Annotated in this window: 15 protein-coding genes; 2 read left to right on the top strand and 13 right to left on the bottom strand. The window is 68.6% G+C overall.

Annotated elements, in window-relative coordinates; genetic code table 11:
- Positions 1 to 222 precede the first annotated feature (222 nt).
- The gene (locus MUU77_RS16425) at positions 223 to 1836 is read right to left on the bottom strand and encodes a hypothetical protein (protein ID WP_245089051.1); all 1614 of its coding nucleotides are present in this window, start codon (positions 1834 to 1836) and stop codon (positions 223 to 225) included.
- A gap of 158 nt (positions 1837 to 1994) precedes the next feature.
- Between MUU77_RS16425 and MUU77_RS16430 the strand changes: the two genes are divergently transcribed.
- Complete coding sequence (locus MUU77_RS16430) at positions 1995 to 2450, top strand: nucleoside deaminase (protein WP_245089054.1); 456 nt, start codon at positions 1995 to 1997, stop codon at positions 2448 to 2450.
- A 16-nt stretch (positions 2451 to 2466) separates the two neighbouring features.
- Here the strand turns inward: MUU77_RS16430 and MUU77_RS16435 are convergent, their stop codons facing one another.
- The 11 genes from MUU77_RS16435 to MUU77_RS16485 form a co-directional block, all read right to left on the bottom strand.
- Positions 2467 to 2808 carry a zinc ribbon domain-containing protein YjdM gene (locus tag MUU77_RS16435; protein WP_245089057.1) on the bottom strand — a complete coding sequence of 114 codons (342 nt, stop codon included), beginning with the start codon at positions 2806 to 2808 and terminating at the stop codon, positions 2467 to 2469.
- A 105-nt stretch (positions 2809 to 2913) separates the two neighbouring features.
- Positions 2914 to 4305, bottom strand: a complete 1392-nt coding sequence (hslU, locus tag MUU77_RS16440) for an ATP-dependent protease ATPase subunit HslU (protein ID WP_245089060.1) — start codon at positions 4303 to 4305, stop codon at positions 2914 to 2916.
- 111 nt (positions 4306 to 4416) lie between these two features.
- On the bottom strand, positions 4417 to 4968 hold the full coding sequence (gene hslV / locus MUU77_RS16445) for an ATP-dependent protease subunit HslV (protein ID WP_245089063.1): 552 nt from the start codon (positions 4966 to 4968) through the stop codon (positions 4417 to 4419).
- Positions 4969 to 5523: 555 nt separating this feature from the next.
- On the bottom strand, positions 5524 to 6417 hold the full coding sequence (xerC, locus tag MUU77_RS16450) for a tyrosine recombinase XerC (protein ID WP_245089066.1): 894 nt from the start codon (positions 6415 to 6417) through the stop codon (positions 5524 to 5526).
- Between the two features lie 133 nt (positions 6418 to 6550).
- Positions 6551 to 7225 (bottom strand): DUF484 family protein, encoded by a 675-nt coding sequence (locus tag MUU77_RS16455; protein ID WP_245089069.1) that lies wholly within the window; start codon positions 7223 to 7225, stop codon positions 6551 to 6553.
- On the bottom strand, positions 7222 to 8052 hold the full coding sequence (dapF, locus tag MUU77_RS16460) for a diaminopimelate epimerase (RefSeq protein ID WP_245089073.1): 831 nt from the start codon (positions 8050 to 8052) through the stop codon (positions 7222 to 7224). The genes MUU77_RS16455 and dapF overlap by 4 nt, the downstream gene beginning before the upstream one ends.
- A 25-nt stretch (positions 8053 to 8077) precedes the next feature.
- The gene (locus tag MUU77_RS16465) at positions 8078 to 8287 is read right to left on the bottom strand and encodes a lipoprotein (protein WP_245089076.1); all 210 of its coding nucleotides are present in this window, start codon (positions 8285 to 8287) and stop codon (positions 8078 to 8080) included.
- 40 nt (positions 8288 to 8327) lie between these two features.
- Complete coding sequence (locus tag MUU77_RS16470) at positions 8328 to 8759, bottom strand: YbaN family protein (protein ID WP_245089079.1); 432 nt, start codon at positions 8757 to 8759, stop codon at positions 8328 to 8330.
- 215 nt (positions 8760 to 8974) lie between these two features.
- Positions 8975 to 11146, bottom strand: coding sequence for a S9 family peptidase (locus MUU77_RS16475; protein WP_245089082.1), 2172 nt, complete (start codon positions 11144 to 11146; stop codon positions 8975 to 8977).
- A gap of 62 nt (positions 11147 to 11208) precedes the next feature.
- Positions 11209 to 13314, bottom strand: coding sequence for a prolyl oligopeptidase family serine peptidase (locus MUU77_RS16480; protein WP_245089085.1), 2106 nt, complete (start codon positions 13312 to 13314; stop codon positions 11209 to 11211).
- A gap of 76 nt (positions 13315 to 13390) precedes the next feature.
- A complete protein-coding gene (locus tag MUU77_RS16485) occupies positions 13391 to 13705 on the bottom strand; it encodes a hypothetical protein (protein ID WP_245089088.1) in 315 nt (104 codons plus the stop codon).
- 142 nt (positions 13706 to 13847) lie between these two features.
- Here MUU77_RS16485 and MUU77_RS16490 point away from each other — a divergent pair, with 142 nt between their 5' ends.
- Complete coding sequence (locus MUU77_RS16490; protein ID WP_245089091.1) at positions 13848 to 14432, top strand: lipocalin family protein; 585 nt, start codon at positions 13848 to 13850, stop codon at positions 14430 to 14432.
- 109 nt (positions 14433 to 14541) lie between these two features.
- Here the strand turns inward: MUU77_RS16490 and MUU77_RS16495 are convergent, their stop codons facing one another.
- Entirely contained in the window at positions 14542 to 15513 is a 972-nt protein-coding gene (locus MUU77_RS16495) for a YafY family protein (RefSeq protein ID WP_245089094.1), read from the bottom strand.
- Positions 15514 to 15630: the final 117 nt, after the last annotated feature.

Below are 15630 nucleotides of genomic sequence, written 5' to 3' on the forward strand. Positions count from 1 at the left end.
CACGGTGGCGGGTCGAGATGACGCCGCCATGCCCCTCGTGTCGGCCGGCACGCACGCGTCTTGAGTGGATTCGCGCGTCCAATGCCGCATTCGCGGCGCGGATGTTCCGAACTGCGATGCAGGTCAGGATTCGTGGCGGACTGCGTCACGTCTCCCGGCAGGCGCAGGTCCCGCGCAGGGGATAGGGTCAGCCCCGCACGCCATCGGGGAAATCCCTACGCGTCAGCGCTCGCGCACGGCGCACCGCGCCGATGCCGCGCCCCGCATGCCGTCGCATCGCAGCCGTGGCGGACGCGCGCTCACGGGAATGGTCGGCACCGGGCGTGTCGGCGAAGGCGAAGACGCAGACACCGGCGCTGGCCGCACCAGCGCCGGCAGCGGGCTGCTCATCGTGCGCGGCGGCCCGACCGTCACCACGAATCCGCTCGCCGTCTGCGCCTTCACGGTGACCGCGTACGAGCCCTCGGGGGTCAGCCAGCGCTCGCCGACCTTGAACATGGAGCCCTCGTTGTTCGCACGATTCGCAGGCGGCACGTCGGCGTCGACGCTGTAGGCCGCACCCGACGCCTGCACCTTGTGGATGATCACCGCGTCGCCGGCCAGCGCGCCCTCGTAGGCGCCTTCCCGCTTGCGCGCTTCCAGCGTGTACACCACGGTGGCGTAGGGGTCGGCCTGCGGCGAGAGCGACAGCACCAGCATCTGCACATTGCCGGATCCGGCCAGGTGCGCGTAGTCCAGTGCGATCTCGCGCGTGGCCAGGTCGCCCAGCACGATGACCCGCTGGCGCGCGCCGTCCACCCAGCTGAGCCGGTGCCGCTGGAAGATGTTGATGTGCTTGGGCCGGGCGCCATAGGTACCGTCGGACACGGCGTTGTACCAGGCATCGCTCATCACATCCCAGGGATTGTCGTACGTGTCGCTGTCGCCGTCGGAATTGTCCGAGTGCGGCAACCCGTAGCCGTGCCCCATCTCGTGCGCGAGCGGGGCCAGGTTGCTGAACGACCAGGGTGGATTCCAGGTGGCACGCGTGCAGAAGTTGCTCTGCCCTTCGAGGGGTGCGCACATGCCGCCCCCCCATGCATACCCGTCCAGGTCGCCATTGAACATCATGTTCACGCCCTGCACGCTGCTGAAGTCGACCGTGGCATCGGCTGCGGCACCGCAGTCGGCGAACAGCTGCTTCAGGTCGGCCTTGTCCTCCCCGTTCTCCTGGGTGACGTAATGGCTGCGTGGCTGCGGCAGGGTGAACCAGCCATGGGCGCTGCTGCCGGCCAGGTTGATCTTGTTGTAGGACACCTCGCGCCAGTAGTGGCCCAGCTGGCCCACGCCCTCCCCATACTGCGACTGGAAGAACGTCTGGGTCTTCTGCTCGGCCCCGATGTCGCTGAACTTGCACATCAGCGTGACCCAGCGCGTGGTGCCGCCCACCGGGGCGGCCGCCATCACGCGCGCGCCGGCCGCATGCACGGGCGCCGACTGCGTTGTCCGCTCGGCCGGCACGATGGCTTCGATCGTCCGCCTGGTCGACTTGGCGGCGCCCGCTGCGGCGAAGGCCACGGCCACGCGCCGGTTGGCGAGCACATACAGGTCGCCGGCCGCGCGCCGCGCCTGGGCAGGATCCAGCGCAATGCGCGAACCGTCGTCCTTCACCAGGTGCGCATTGAAGCGGGGCGCCAACCGCACGCGCCCCGGCGCCGGTCGCGCGGAGTCGCCCCATTCCAGCTGCAGCGTGCCCTGCTCGATGGTCTGTGCCCGGAGGGCGCCGGTGCCCGCCAACCCCGGCATCGCGCAGGCGAACAACGCCAACGCCCGAAGCCGCTTCGCTCTCATCTCCATGCCCACGTTCCACTCCATCGCATCGCCGATGCGCAGCGCGCCCCTGGTGCGTTGTAGTGGGCCCGCGCCCGCCGCGCCGTGAGTGACATCACACTCGACCCTATGGGATGCTTGTTTCCTTGAGCGGCGTCACGCTGCAAGCCCTGGAAGACCGCCCCATGAGCGACCATCCCGACTATCGCGCCCTGCTTGAAACCGCCATCGCCGAAGCGCGCCGGGGCCTGGCCGAAGGCGGCATCCCCATCGGCGCGGCGCTCTACCACCAGGACGGACGCCTGCTGGGCTGCGGCCACAATCGCCGCGTGCAGGAAGGCGATCCGTCCGTGCACGGCGAAACCGATGCCTTCCGCAAGGCCGGCCGGCAACGTCGTTACCGCGACACGATCATGGTCACCACGCTGGCGCCCTGCTGGTACTGCAGCGGGCTGGTGCGCCAGTTCAACATCGGGACCGTGGTGGTGGGCGAATCGGTGAACTTCCGGGGCGGGCTGGACTGGCTGCGCGACTCCGGCGTCGACGTGATCGACCTGCAGAGCCAGGAATGCATCACGATGCTGGGCGACTACATCCGCGCCAACCCCGAAGTGTGGAACGAGGATATCGGCGAGGACTGAGCCCCGGCCCCGCGGATCAGGCCTTGCGCACGAACTCCGACTTCAGGCCCATCGCGCCGATGCCGTCGATCTTGCAGTCGATGTCGTGGTCGCCTTCGACCAGGCGGATGTTGCGGACCTTGGTGCCCACCTTGACCACCAGCGACGAGCCCTTGATCTTCAGATCCTTGATGACGGTGACGCTGTCGCCATCCTGCAGCACGTTGCCGTTGGCGTCCTTGACCACGCGCGGGCCGTCATCGGCGGCGACAGGCGCCTGGGCCGACCACTCGTGCCCGCATTCCGGGCAGACCAGCAGCGCGCCGTCCTCGTAGGTGTACTCGGACTGGCATTGCGGGCAGGGCGGCAGCGTGCTCATGGGCGATGGCTCGGGCAGAACGGGAACGGACCGCCATTGTAACCGGCGCCCCGGCGTCCCCATGCCCCATGAAGGAAGAACCCGCCTGGCGGCGGGCTCCACGGGTCACAGGATGTAGCGGCTGAGATCCGGATCCTGCACCAGTTCGCCCAGGTGCGCGTCGACATAGGCACGGTCGATGGTGACGCTCTGGCCGTCGCGGTCGGGCGCCTCGTAGCTGAGCGTGTCCAGCAGGCGCTCCAGCACCGTATGAAGCCTGCGCGCACCGATGTTCTCCTGCCGCTCGTTGACCAGCGCGGCAATCTCGGCAAGGCGATCCACGGCATCGTCGGCGAACCGCAGCGTCACGCCTTCGGTCTTCATCAGCTCCACGTACTGCCGGGTCAGTGCGGCCCTGGGCTCGGTGAGGATGCGGATGAAGTCCTCCTTGCTCAGCGCGGACAGCTCCACGCGGATCGGGAAGCGGCCCTGCAGTTCGGGGATCAGGTCGCTGGGCTTGGCCAGGTGGAACGCGCCGGACGCGATGAACAGGATGTGGTCGGTCTTCACCGTGCCGTACTTGGTCGACACGTTGCTGCCCTCCACCAGCGGCAGCAGGTCGCGCTGCACGCCTTCGCGGCTGACGTCGGCGCCGCTCATGTTGCCGCTGCGCTTGGCGACCTTGTCGATCTCGTCGATGAAGACGATGCCATGCTGCTCGCAGGCCTCGATGGCGGCGGCGCGGATGTCGTCCTCGTTGACCAGCTTGGCGGCCTCCTCCTCGATCAGCTGCGGGCGCGCGGCCTTGATGGTCGCCGTGCGCTTGTGCGTCTTCTGCCCGCCCAGGCTGGAGAACATCTGCCGCAGCTGCTGGCCCATCTCCTCCATGCCGGGAGGCGTCATGATGTCCACGCCGACGTTGGCCGACAGCTCCAGTTCGATCTCGCGCTCGTCCAGCTCCCCGCTGCGCAGCTGGCGGCGCAGCTTCTGGCGGGTCTCGGATTCCCTCGACGACGGCTCCGCGCCGATGTCGACGGTGGTGGTGTTGGCGCCGAACCCGAATCCGCCGCCCGCGCCGTCGCGGCGCGGCAGCAGCGCGTCGAGGATGCGGTCTTCCGCACGCTCCTCGGCCTGCGTACGCATGCGCGCCTTGGCCTGCTCGCGGTACATCTTCACCGCGGTGTCGGCCAGATCACGGACGATCTGCTCGACGTCCTTGCCCACGTAGCCGACCTCGGTGAAGCGCGTGGCCTCCACCTTCACGAACGGCGCGTTGGCCAGCGTGGCCAGGCGGCGCGCGATCTCGGTCTTGCCGACGCCGGTCGGGCCGATCAGCAGGATGTTCTTCGGCATCACTTCGTTGCGCAGGCCGTCGTCGAGCTGCATGCGGCGCCAGCGGTTGCGCAGCGCGATGGCGACCGCACGCTTGGCGGCCTGCTGGCCGACGATGTGGCGGTCCAGTTCCTGCACGATCTCGCGCGGGGTCATGGTGGGGGCGGAGGCGTGGGATGTGGGCATGGGAAACGGACTGGGAATTGAGCGGAGAGAAGTGAGAAGTGAGGTACGGTGCGGCAACGAGACGAGGGCAGCGCGCGCTTTCGCTCACGCCCCACTCCTCGCCACTCGTTCCTAGAGCTCTTCAACGACCACGTTGCGGTTGGTGTAGATGCAGATGTCGCCGGCGATGTTCAGCGATTCGACGGCGATGGACTTCGCGTCCAGTCCGGTGTGCGCCAGCAGCGCGCGCGCGGCGGACAGCGCATAGGAGCCGCCGGAGCCGATGGCGATGATGCCGTCTTCAGGCTCGATCACATCGCCGGTGCCGCTGATGATCAGCGAGGTCTCCCGGTCGGCGACGGCGAGCAGCGCCTCCAGCTTGCCCAAGCGGCGCTCGGTGCGCCAGTCCTTGGCCAGCTCCACGGCGGCGCGGGTCAGCTGGCCGTGCTTCTCCAGCTTGGCTTCGAACAGTTCGAACAGGGTGAACGCATCGGCGGCCGCCCCCGCGAAGCCGGCCAGCACCTGGCCATCCCGGCCGAGCCGTCGCACCTTGCGCGCATTGCCCTTCATGACGGTGTGGCCCAGCGTCACCTGGCCATCACCAGCGACGGCGACGCGGCCGTTGCGCCGCACGGACAGGATGGTGGTGGCGTGGAAGACGTTGGGATTCTGGCTGGGGTCCATGGAGGCCTCCGGGGTGTTCCCCCAGAGGTGGGGATGGGGGAGGCGAGTTCAAGAGCGGGAAACGAGTGGAGAGGAGTGAGGAGTGAGGAGCGAGCGGCAAGCGTGAACCTGCTCCGCTTTTACTCACTCCTCACTCCTCCCCCACTCACTCCTTGCCTTTCCGCTTGGCCCGCGGGTGCGCCGCGTCGTGGGGACGTAGGCTGGGATGCAGCGCAGCGGAATCCCAGCACGCTTCTCCCCCGATGTCCCCATGCTGGGATTACGCGTTGCTTCATCCCAGCCTACGGCTTGCCTGTTCTTCGCTTGGCTCGCGTATGTGCCGCGTCGTCGGTCCGTAGGCTGGGATGCAGCGCAGCGGAATCCCAGCACGCTTCCCTTCCCCGGCATCCCGATGCTGGGATTACGCGTTGCTTCATCCCAGCCTACGGCGTGCCCATTTTTTTCGCTTGGCACGCGGGTGCGCCGCGTCGTGGGTCCGTAGGCTGGGATGCAGCGCAGCGGAATCCCAGCACGCCTCCCTTCCCCGGCATCCCGATGCTGGGATTGCGCGTGGCTTCATCCCAGCCTACGGCGTGCCTGTTTTCGCTTGGCCCGCGGGTGCGCCGCGTCGTAGACCTTGGCCAGGTGCTGGAAGTCCAGGTGCGTGTAGATCTGGGTGGTGGCGATGTCCGCGTGGCCCAGCAGTTCCTGCACGCCGCGCAGGTCGCCCGAGGACTCGAGGATGTGGCTGGCGAAGCTGTGCCGCAGCATGTGCGGATGCACGTGCTTGAACAGTCCCTGCCGCTGCGCCAGCTGTTTGATGCGGATTTGCACCGCCCGCTGCGAGATCGCACCGTCGCCGCGCCCGGGAAACACGAAGCCGTCATTGCCCGACGGCCGCTCCTGCCGCCATTCGGACAGGGCGTTGCGCGCATGCGAGCCCACCGGCACCTTGCGCTCCTTGCTGCCCTTGCCCAGCACCGTGACCAGGCCGCCGGCCAGGTCCAGATCGCGCCAGCGCAGCGCGCACAGTTCGCTCAGGCGCAGGCCCGAGGAATAGAACAGCTCCAGCAGCGCGCGATCGCGCTTGCCCAGCGGCGCGTCCGTGGGTACTTCCACCAGCCGGACGGCCTCGTCGGCATCCAGTACCTGGGGCAGCTTGCGCGGGGCCTTGGGCGCACGCAGCGCAGCCGCGGGACTGGCTGCGATGCGGCCATGCTTGAGCAGCCACTGGTAGAAACTGCGACAGGCCGACAGGCGGCGCTGCAGGCTCTTGGGCGACAGTCCGCGACGATGCTCGGCGGCGACGAAGCCGCGCAGTTGTCCGGACTGCACGTCCGCAAGCTGGATGATGCCCTGTGCCTGCGCCCACTGCGTCAGCGCGGCCAGATCGCGGCGATATGCGTCCAGCGTGTGCGCGGAGACGCGGCGCTCGACTTCGAGGTAAGCGAGGAAGTCGCTGACGGACATGGCCCTTCCCTCCCTCCTCCGTCATTCCCGCGAAAGCGGGTATCCGCTTTGCTGCAGCGCCCGCATCGAAGAAGCAAGCGCGAAGTCGATGCCGGCTTTCGCCGGAACGACGGCATGAGGCGGGCGCCCCGCCTCAGCCATCGAAACGTTTCAGCGCCGTCGCCAGCGTCTCGCCCATCATGCGCAGGAACAGCGTACCCATGCCCGGATAGAAGCGGTTGCCGTCGCGGCTGCCCACGGCCACCAGTCCGATGCCGGGCAACGGCAGCAGCGCCGACGAGGCGACCTCGTCCGCGCGCGCGCCATACAGCAGCACGTGCTTCTCCGGCTGCAGGCGGCCGCAGATCGGCTCGCCATCGCGCAGGCAGTCGCGGAACGGAACCATGTGCGGGTTGTCGGCCGGCACCACCTGCAACCAGTCGTTCTCCTCCAATCCGGGGACCGGCTGCAGCAGGACGATGCTGACGCGGTCGCCGTTGAAATCCTCGGCCAGCGAGGCCGCCATCGCGCGCACCGTATCCGCGGCACTGCCCTGCTTCATCAGGGTGAGCGCCAGCTGGTGCGTGCGCACCGCCAGGCGTTCGTTCTCCTGCGCATTGGCGAACAGGTCGCCCAGCCGCTTGGACAGTTCGCGGTTCTTGTCGCGCAGGACCTCGAGCTGGTAGCTGGCCAGCGAGGCCGTGGGGCCTTCGTCGCGCGGCACCACCAGGCTCAGGGCCAGGTCGGGGAACTGCTTCAGGAACGTCGGGTGTCGCCGCAGCCAGGCCGCCACTTCGTGCGCGCCCAGCTTCTCTTGCGTATCGCTCATGCTGTCCATTCCCCTTCGAATACGAATGCCGCCGGCCCGCACATGATGACCGGCGCGTCGTCGGACGGCCAGCGGATGCGCAGTTCGCCGCCCGGCAGCGCGATGGCCACATCGCGGTCCACCCGGCCGCGCCGCATCAGCACGGCGGCCGCCGCGCACGCGCCGCTGCCGCAGGCCAGCGTCTCGCCCACGCCCCGTTCGTACACGCGCAGGCGCACGCGCCCGCGCGCGACCACCTCGGCGAAGCCGACATTGACCGATTCCGGGAAGTGCGGCGAGCGCTGCAGCAGCGGACCGTAGTGCTGCACGGGCGCGGCGTCCACGGACGGCACTTCGATCACGGCATGCGGGTTGCCCATCGATACGGCGCCGAACCGCAACCTGACGCCCTCGTCCACGTCGGCGTCGTACTCCGCGCGCGGCGTGTCGAAGCCCTGCAGCGGGATGCGCGCGGGCACGAACTCCGGTACGCCCATGGCGATGGCATAGCGGTCCTCACCCAGGCGTTCCACCGCATGCGTCGCCAGCGGACTGTCGAGCTGGAACGTGCTTGCCTTCGCCGCGCCGTCCCTCACCAGCCACGCCGCCACGCAGCGCGCGCCGTTGCCGCATTGCTGCGAGGGCGAACCGTCCGAGTTCCAGATGCGATAGGCCGCCACCGCATCGACGCTGCGCGGGGCTTCGATGGTCAGGATCTGGTCGCAGCCCACGCCGCGGTGGCGATCGGCCAGCGCCGCGGCCAGTGCGGCATCCGGTGGCGGCAGGCCGCCGCGCAGGTCCAGCACGACGAAATCGTTGCCGGCCCCATGCATCTTGGTGAAACGCATCGCCGCGGTCCGCGCGTCCGGGGACTCAGCCATTCCCGTCGGTGGCGGGCACCGTGGCGGGATCGATCGGCGGCTCGGCGGGCAGGGTGTCGGTCGCCGGTGGCGCGGCGTCGGCGGGCGTCGCGGGCGCCTCTTCGACCGGCTTCTCCGGCATGAACAGCGGGCCCTTGGCACCGCAGGCGGACAGGGCCGCCATCAGGGCGGCGGCGAAGAAGAGACGGGCGTTCCGGTTCATGGCCAGAGTATAGCCACAGCGCGATGAACGCGGCGCCCGCTCAGCCGCTGCGCGGCGGCTCCGGACGCATCCACAGCCAGGCGCCCACCGCGGCCATGCAGGCGATCGGCAAGGCGAACATCCACCAGCGGTGCGAACCGGTCCACAGCATCACCGCCACCAGGATCAGCGCGCTGACCAGCATCGTCCCCGTGGCCGCCCATTTCGCGTGTCGCGACACGGCGCGGTGCAGATGCCAGTCGTGGATCATCGGACCGAAGCGCGGATGCGTGACCAGGTGGCGGTGCAGCCGCTCGGAACCGCGCGACGCGGCGTAGGCGGCAACCAGGATGAACACGGTGGTCGGCAGCCCCGGGACGAACACGCCCACGATGCCCACCCCCAGGCTGGCGTAGGCCAGCAGCCACCAGGCCCAGCGGAAGCGGGCCGGCCTGGGCTCGGGAAGTTCGCGCGGCGGCGGCGTAGGGTGCACGGCGACCTTGTACCGCAAATCGGCGGCCGATGGCGCGAATACCCGATGTCCGACGCGGATCACCGCACCCCGCCATGGCCCACCTCCGTCGAAGAACTCGCCCCACGGTCATCGGCAGGGGCCAGCGTCACGGGAGCCCGCTCCCCCGCCGCGGCACCGGAAACGGAGAAAGCCGGGTTTCCCCGGCTTTCTTCCTGTCCCGCAACGCATTGCGCCTACTTCGAAGCGACGCCCAACTGGTCCAGCATGAAGGCGAACATCTCGGCGCGTTCGCGGTACTGGCGGAAACGCCCCGACTTGCCGCCGTGGCCGGCTTCCATGTTGGTGCGGAACACCACCGGACCGGTGCCGGTGTTGAGGTCGCGCAGGCGGGCGACGTACTTGGCCGGCTCCCAGTACTGCACCTGCGAATCCCACAGGCCGGTGCCGACGAACATCGCCGGGTAGGCCTTGGCCTGCAGGTTGTCGTAGGGCGAATACTTGAGGATGTAGTCGTAGTAGCCCTTCTCTTCCGGGTTGCCCCACTCGTCGTATTCGTTGGTGGTCAGCGGGATGCTGGGGTCCAGCATCGTGGTGGCCACGTCGACGAACGGCACCAGGGTCAGGATGACCCTGTACTTCTCCGGCGCCATGTTCGACACCGCGCCCATCAGCAGGCCGCCGGCGCTGCCGCCCATCGCCGCCACGCGGTCCCTGGCCGCGTAGCCTTCCTTCACCAGGTAGTCGGTGACGTCGATGAAGTCGGTGAAGGTGTTGATCTTGTTGTAGAGCTTGCCGTCGTCGTACCACGCGCGGCCCATTTCCTGGCCACCGCGGATGTGGGCCAGCGCGTACACCACGCCGCGGTCCAGCAGGCTGACGTTGGTGATGCTGAAGTTGGGGTCCATCGACGCGCCGTAGCTGCCGTAGGCGTACTGCAGCATCGGCGCCTTGCCATCACGGGCAACGTCCTTGCGGTACACCAGCGTCACCGGGATCTTCGTCTTGCCGTCGCGGGCGGGCGCCCACACGCGCTCGGTGACGTACTTGGACGCATCGTAGCCGGGCACCGGCTGCTGCTTCAGCAGGCGGCGTTCGCCGGTCTTGGTGTTGAGCTCGTAGGTGGTGGCCGGCGTGGTCATCGAGGTGTAGCTGTAGCGCAGCCAGTCGGTGCCGGTCTCCGGGTTGGCGGACAGCCCCATCGAGTACGCCGGCTCGTCGGCCTTGACGTAGTCGCTGCTGCCGTCGGCCTTGATCACGCGCAGGCTTTCCAGCGCATTGGCGCGCTCGGCCACCACGCTGAAGCCGTCGAACAGTTCGAAGCCCTCGACGAACACGTCGTCGCGGTGCGCCACCCAGTCCTTCCAGTCCTTGCGCGAGACCGAGTCGGTCGGTGCGGTGACGATCTTGAAGTTGGTGGCGCCATCGGCGTTGGTGCGGATCACCCAGCGATCGCCCAGGTGGTCGGCCTGGTATTCCACGTCGCGCTCGCGCGGGGCCAGCACGGTGAACACGCCCGGGCTGGCGGCCGGCGTGCAGCGCATCTCCGAGGACACGGTGCTCTCGACACTGATGCAGATGAACCTGTCGTCGCGGCTGCGGCCGATGCCCATGTAGAAGCTGTCGTCTTCTTCTTCATAGACCAGCGCGTCCTGGCTGGACGGCGTGCCCAGCACGTGCGCCTTCACCCGCTTGCTGAGCAGGGTCTCCGGATCCTTGTCCACGTAGAACAGGGTGCGGCCGTCGTCGGACCACACCAGGTTCGGCTCGGCGTTGGTGACCGTGTCGGGCAGGATTTCGCCGGTGTCCAGATTCTTGAAGCGGATGGTGTACTGGCGGCGGCCGTTGGTGTCGTCGGCATAGGCCAGCAGGCGGTTGTCCTGGCTGACCTCGTAGTCGCCGACGTTGTAGTAGTCCTTGCCTTCGCCCAATGCGTTGACGTCCAGCAGCACCTGCTCGCCGGCGAAGTCGCCCGCGGCGTTGGCGGCCTGGATCGACACGGCATCCACGCCCGGGCCGTCCTTGCGCCGCGCATGCACCGGATAGTCCTTGCCGGTGACGAAGCGGGCGTAATACCACCAGCCGCGCTCGCGGTAGGGCACGCTGGCGTCGTCCTGCTTGATGCGGGCGACCACTTCGTCGTACAGCTTGTCCTCCAGCGGCTTCAGCGGCGCCATCACCGCATCGGTGTAGGCGTTCTCGGCGTTGAGGTAGGCCAGCATCTCCTTGTTCTCGCGCTTGTCGTCGCGCAGCCAGTAGTACTCGTCGTTGCGTTCGGCGCCATGCGGCGCCTTCACCACGTGCGGCTTCTTGGCCACGTCGGGCGGGGTGGCGCTGGCGGCCAGGGCGGAGGTGATCGGGGTGCTCATCAGGACGGTGGCGGCAAGCAGGAGGGAGGTCGGCTTCATGGATGGGGTCCGGGGACGCGGGATGCAATGGCGACGCCCCTCCGGAGAGGGGCGCCGGACGTTCACTTGGACAGCTGCTGCCAGAGGAAGGTGTAGGCCAGCGCGCTCATGTGCGCGGCCTGGGCGTTGTTGGCCGCGCCGCCGTGGCCACCTTCGATGTTCTCGTAATAGCGCACGTCCTTGCCCGCTTCCAGCATCTTGGCGGCCATCTTGCGGGCGTGGCCCGGGTGGACGCGGTCGTCGCGGGTGGAGGTCATGAACAGCGTGGGCGGGTAGTCCTTCTTCGCATCGAACAGGTGGTACGGCGAGAAGGTCTGGATGAATTCCCAGTCGGCGGTATCGGGATTGCCGTACTCGGCCATCCACGACGCGCCCGCCAGCAGGTGGCTGTAGCGCTTCATGTCCAGCAGCGGGACCTGCACGACCACCGCACCGAACAGCTCCGGATACTGGGTCAGCATGTTGCCGGTCAGCAGGCCGCCGTTGCTGCCGCCCTGGATGCCCAGGCGCTTGGGCGAGGTGATCTTGCGGGCGATCAGGTCCTGCGCCACTGCGGCGAAGTCTTCGTACGCCTTGTGACGGTTGGCCTTCAGCGCGGCCTGGTGCCAGCGCGGGCCGTACTCGCCGCCGCCGCGGATATTGGCGACGGCATAGACGCCACCCTTCTCCAGCCAGCCCTTGCCGACGCCGCCGGAGTAGCCTGGGGTCAGCGAGATCTCGAAGCCGCCGTAGCCGTACAGCAGGGTCGGCGTGCTGCCGTCGTACTTCAGGCCTTCGGGGCGGACCAGGAAGTACGGTACCTTGGTGCCGTCCCGGGACGTGGCGAAGTGCTGCTCGATCTTCTTGCCCGAGGCATCGAAGAAGGCGGGCATCGATTTCAGCTGCTCGGGCGGCTGGCCGATTTCGGCCAGCGACAGCGTGGTCGGGGTCAGGTAATCGGTGACGGTCAGCCACACCGCATCGCTGTCGTCGCTGTCCACGTCGCTGACCCCGACGGTGCCGAAGGACGGCGCGCCGGTGAAGGCGCTGGTCGTCCAGCCCGAGGCCGACGGCGTCAGCACGCTGAGGCGGTTCTTCACGTCCTCCAGCACGTTGAGCACCAGATGGCTCTTCGTCCAGGTGAAGCCTGCCAGCGAGGTCTTGTCGCTCGGCGCGAACAGCACGTCGAACTCGCGCTTGCCGGCCATGAAGTCGTCGAACCTGGCCGCCAGCAGGCTGCCGGCGGCATAGGTCTTGCCGCCGACCGTCCACGGCTCGCGCAGTTCCAGGGTCAGCCATTGCTTGTGCACGCCCTTGTTGGCCGAGTTGGGCGCGTCGATCCTGGCCAGCGTGCCGTCGGCACGGCGCAGGTACAGTTCGTCGTTGTAGAAGGCCAGCGTGCGGCTGACGAAATCGCGCTGGAAGCCCGGCGTGTCGTCGTGGAACGCGGCGATGTACATGTCGTCCGGCTTGCCTTCGTAGACGACGGTGGCGCTGTCCAGCGGCGTGCCGCGCTTCCATTCCTTGGCGATGCGCGGATAGCCGGAGCTGGTCATGGTGCCGTTGCCGAAGTCGGTGTAGACGTAGACGGTGTCGGCGTCCTTCCAGCCCAGGCCGCCCTTGGCTTCCGGGCGGTAGAAGCCATCGGGAAGGAACTTCTTGTTGACCAGATCGAACTCGCGGGTCTCGTCCGCGTCGGCGCCGCCGCGCGACAGCGCGATCAGGCAGCGGGTGTAGTCCGGTTTGCGGCAATCCGCACCGTGCCAGACCCAGTTCTTGCCCTCGGCCTTGTTCAGCGCGTCCAGGTCCAGCACGGTCTCCCACTGCGGCTGCGCCTTGCGGTACTCGGCCAGCGTGGTGCGGCGCCAGACGCCGCGCTCATGCTGCTTGTCCTTCCAGAAGTTGTAGTAGTAGTCGCCGATCTTCTGCACGCCGGGGATCTTGGCGTCGGAATCCAGGATGGCGCGGATGTCCGCTTCCAGTTGCTTGAACGCCGGCGTGGCCGCGATCTCGGCCTCGGCCCTGGCGTTCACGCCCCTCACCCAGTCGAGCTGTTTCTGGCCTTCGACCTCTTCCAGCCACGCATGCGGGTCGTTGGACACGTCAGCCTCCTTCGCGTGGACAGGGGCGGACAGGGCGCCCGCAACGGCGAGGCCGGCGGCCAGGCAGGCGTGGGTCAGTCTGGGCATCGAGGGTGGCTCCGGAGGTGCAGTTCATGAACATGCCACGCTAGCACAAGGCCCGGAGGCCACCCCCTGCCGAAGGTCAGGCAGCCCGGGCCAGGCGCCCGTGGCGGGCGCGCAACCGCCGGGCCTGAGGCGCCCGACGGCGGGCGGCCGGGCGGAGCCGGCGCAACGCCGTCGGCAGGCGGAACCTGTGCAGCGCCCACCAGGCCGTCAGCGGCATGCCCACCAGCCACAGCGGCAGCCATCCGAGGACCTCGGTGCTGGCCCGGGCCAGCGGCACCAGCACCACCAGCGCCAGGCCCGCCAGCACGACCCTGCGCAGCGCACGGTCGAGGCCGGCGTCGGGACGGTCCTGGGAGGCGGAGAGCGAAAGATCGAAGGATGCGACGGACATGGCGGAGGACTCCCGTGGATTGATGTCGGTACGGCGTCACACTCGCGCACGCGCATCTCACGGATTGCGACATCCCCGGTTAACATCGCCGTCGCATCCTGATGACTAGCGTGTCCGTATGACGGGGAGCAAGGAGTCCCACATGTCCATGGTGTTTTTCCCCCGCGCGACCCGTTGCATCCTGATGGCCCTGGTGTTGGCCCTGGCCGCCGGCTGCGCCAGCCGTGGCGAGGCGCGCCGCGAGGCCGACGCCCTGGACCTGCCCCGCTTCATGGGCACCTGGCACGTGGTGGCGCACATCCCCTACTTCGCCGAGCGCGGCCATGTGGCCGCGCGTTACGAATACCGTTTCCGCGACAGCGACAAGGTCGGCGTGGCCTACCACTATCGCGAAGCCTTCGACCAGCCCGAGCAGGTGCGCGAAGCCCGCGCGTCGGTGAAGGACGGGTCGGGCAATCGCGAGTGGACCTTGTGGTTCGTCGGCGTGGTGCCCGCCAAGTGGCGCATCGTCGATGTGGCGCCGGATTACTCCTGGGCGCTGGCGGACTATCCGGGCCGCGACATGGGCTGGATCCTGGCCCGCGACCCGCTGATGGACGACGCCCGGTACGAGGCCCTGGTGAAGCGGGCGCGCGACCATGGGATCAATGCCCGCCAGCTGGTGCGCGTACCGCAGGTGCCGGAACAGGTGGGCAGGCCGGGCTTCGGGGAACCGAAGGGGCCGTGACAGGCCGTCGGCACAGGGGGGAGCCTGTGCGGGCGACGTCAGTCGCGATGGCAGCCGAGGCGATCCGCGAGGCCTCGCGACTCACCTCGCGCCCGCAACGCCGACGACGCTACTTCTTCTCGTAGTTCGACAGCGCCAGTTCCAGCAGCGCCTTCGCCTGTTCGCGCAGCACCGCCGGCTCGACGATCTCCGCGTCGGCGCCGTAGTGCAGGATGTCCATCAGCAGCTCGCGGGAGACGCTGTAGGGGATCTTCAGCTCGTAGCGGCCATCGGGCAGGTGGCGGCCCTGCTGTTTGGAATGCCACTGTTCGTCGGCGACCCAGCGCGCGGCCTTGGCGCTGAAGACGATCGTCGCCCAGCCCTTGGGCTCGCCGGAGAAGATGCCGTAACTCGACGCCAGGTGCTGGTTGAGCTCCTCGTTGGGCAGGTCGCGCGCAGGCTCCTCGCCCAGCCGTGCGTTTCCGATGCGGTCCACGGCGAAGCTGCGCAGGGCATTGCGCTCGTGGTCCCACGCGTCCAGGTACCAGTTGTCGCGATAGTGGGTGATGCGCTGCGGCGATACCGTGCGGCGCGTGCGCTCGTCGGTGGAGCGCGCGCGGTATTCGAACTGCAACTGCCTGCGTTCCAGCACGGCCGACGCGACCGTGCGGAAGCTGGCTTCGTCGAGCTTGCGGCCGCGGTGCGGGATGACGCGCACCCGCTCGACCGGCCACTGCGACACGCCGGCATGGTCCGCCAGCAGGCCCTCGATACGCTTCTGCAGCGGCGCCAGCGCGCCGGACAGCACTCCGCCGCCCGTGCGCACCAGCAGCTGCTGCGCGGCCAGCAGCGCGTAGAGCTCTTCCGAACTCAACCACAGGCCGGGCAGTTCGAAACGCTCGCTTTCCGCGGCGTGGTAGCGGAAGCCGGCCTCGCCATCGCCCTCGATGGGCGCCATCAGCGCGTCGCGCAGATAGGCCAGGTCGCGGTAGACCGTGGCCCGCGAACAGCCCAGTTCCTCCTGCAGCCGCTTCACCGTGACCGGATAGCGGGCCGCCTTCAGGATGCGGTGCAGCGCGGTGATGCGTTCGATCTTGTCCATGGGGGGCACGGCAGGGGGCGTGTCCGGATTATCGCCGAGGCATGGCCGTTTTCATCGCCTGCCCGCCGTTGGAAGCGATACAGGGGGCGCTGCGCCGACGGCGCCTGGGGCCCGTGC

The sequence above is a fragment of the Pseudoxanthomonas sp. F37 genome, from assembly GCF_022965755.1.
Taxonomy (GTDB): Bacteria; Pseudomonadota; Gammaproteobacteria; order Xanthomonadales; family Xanthomonadaceae; genus Pseudoxanthomonas_A.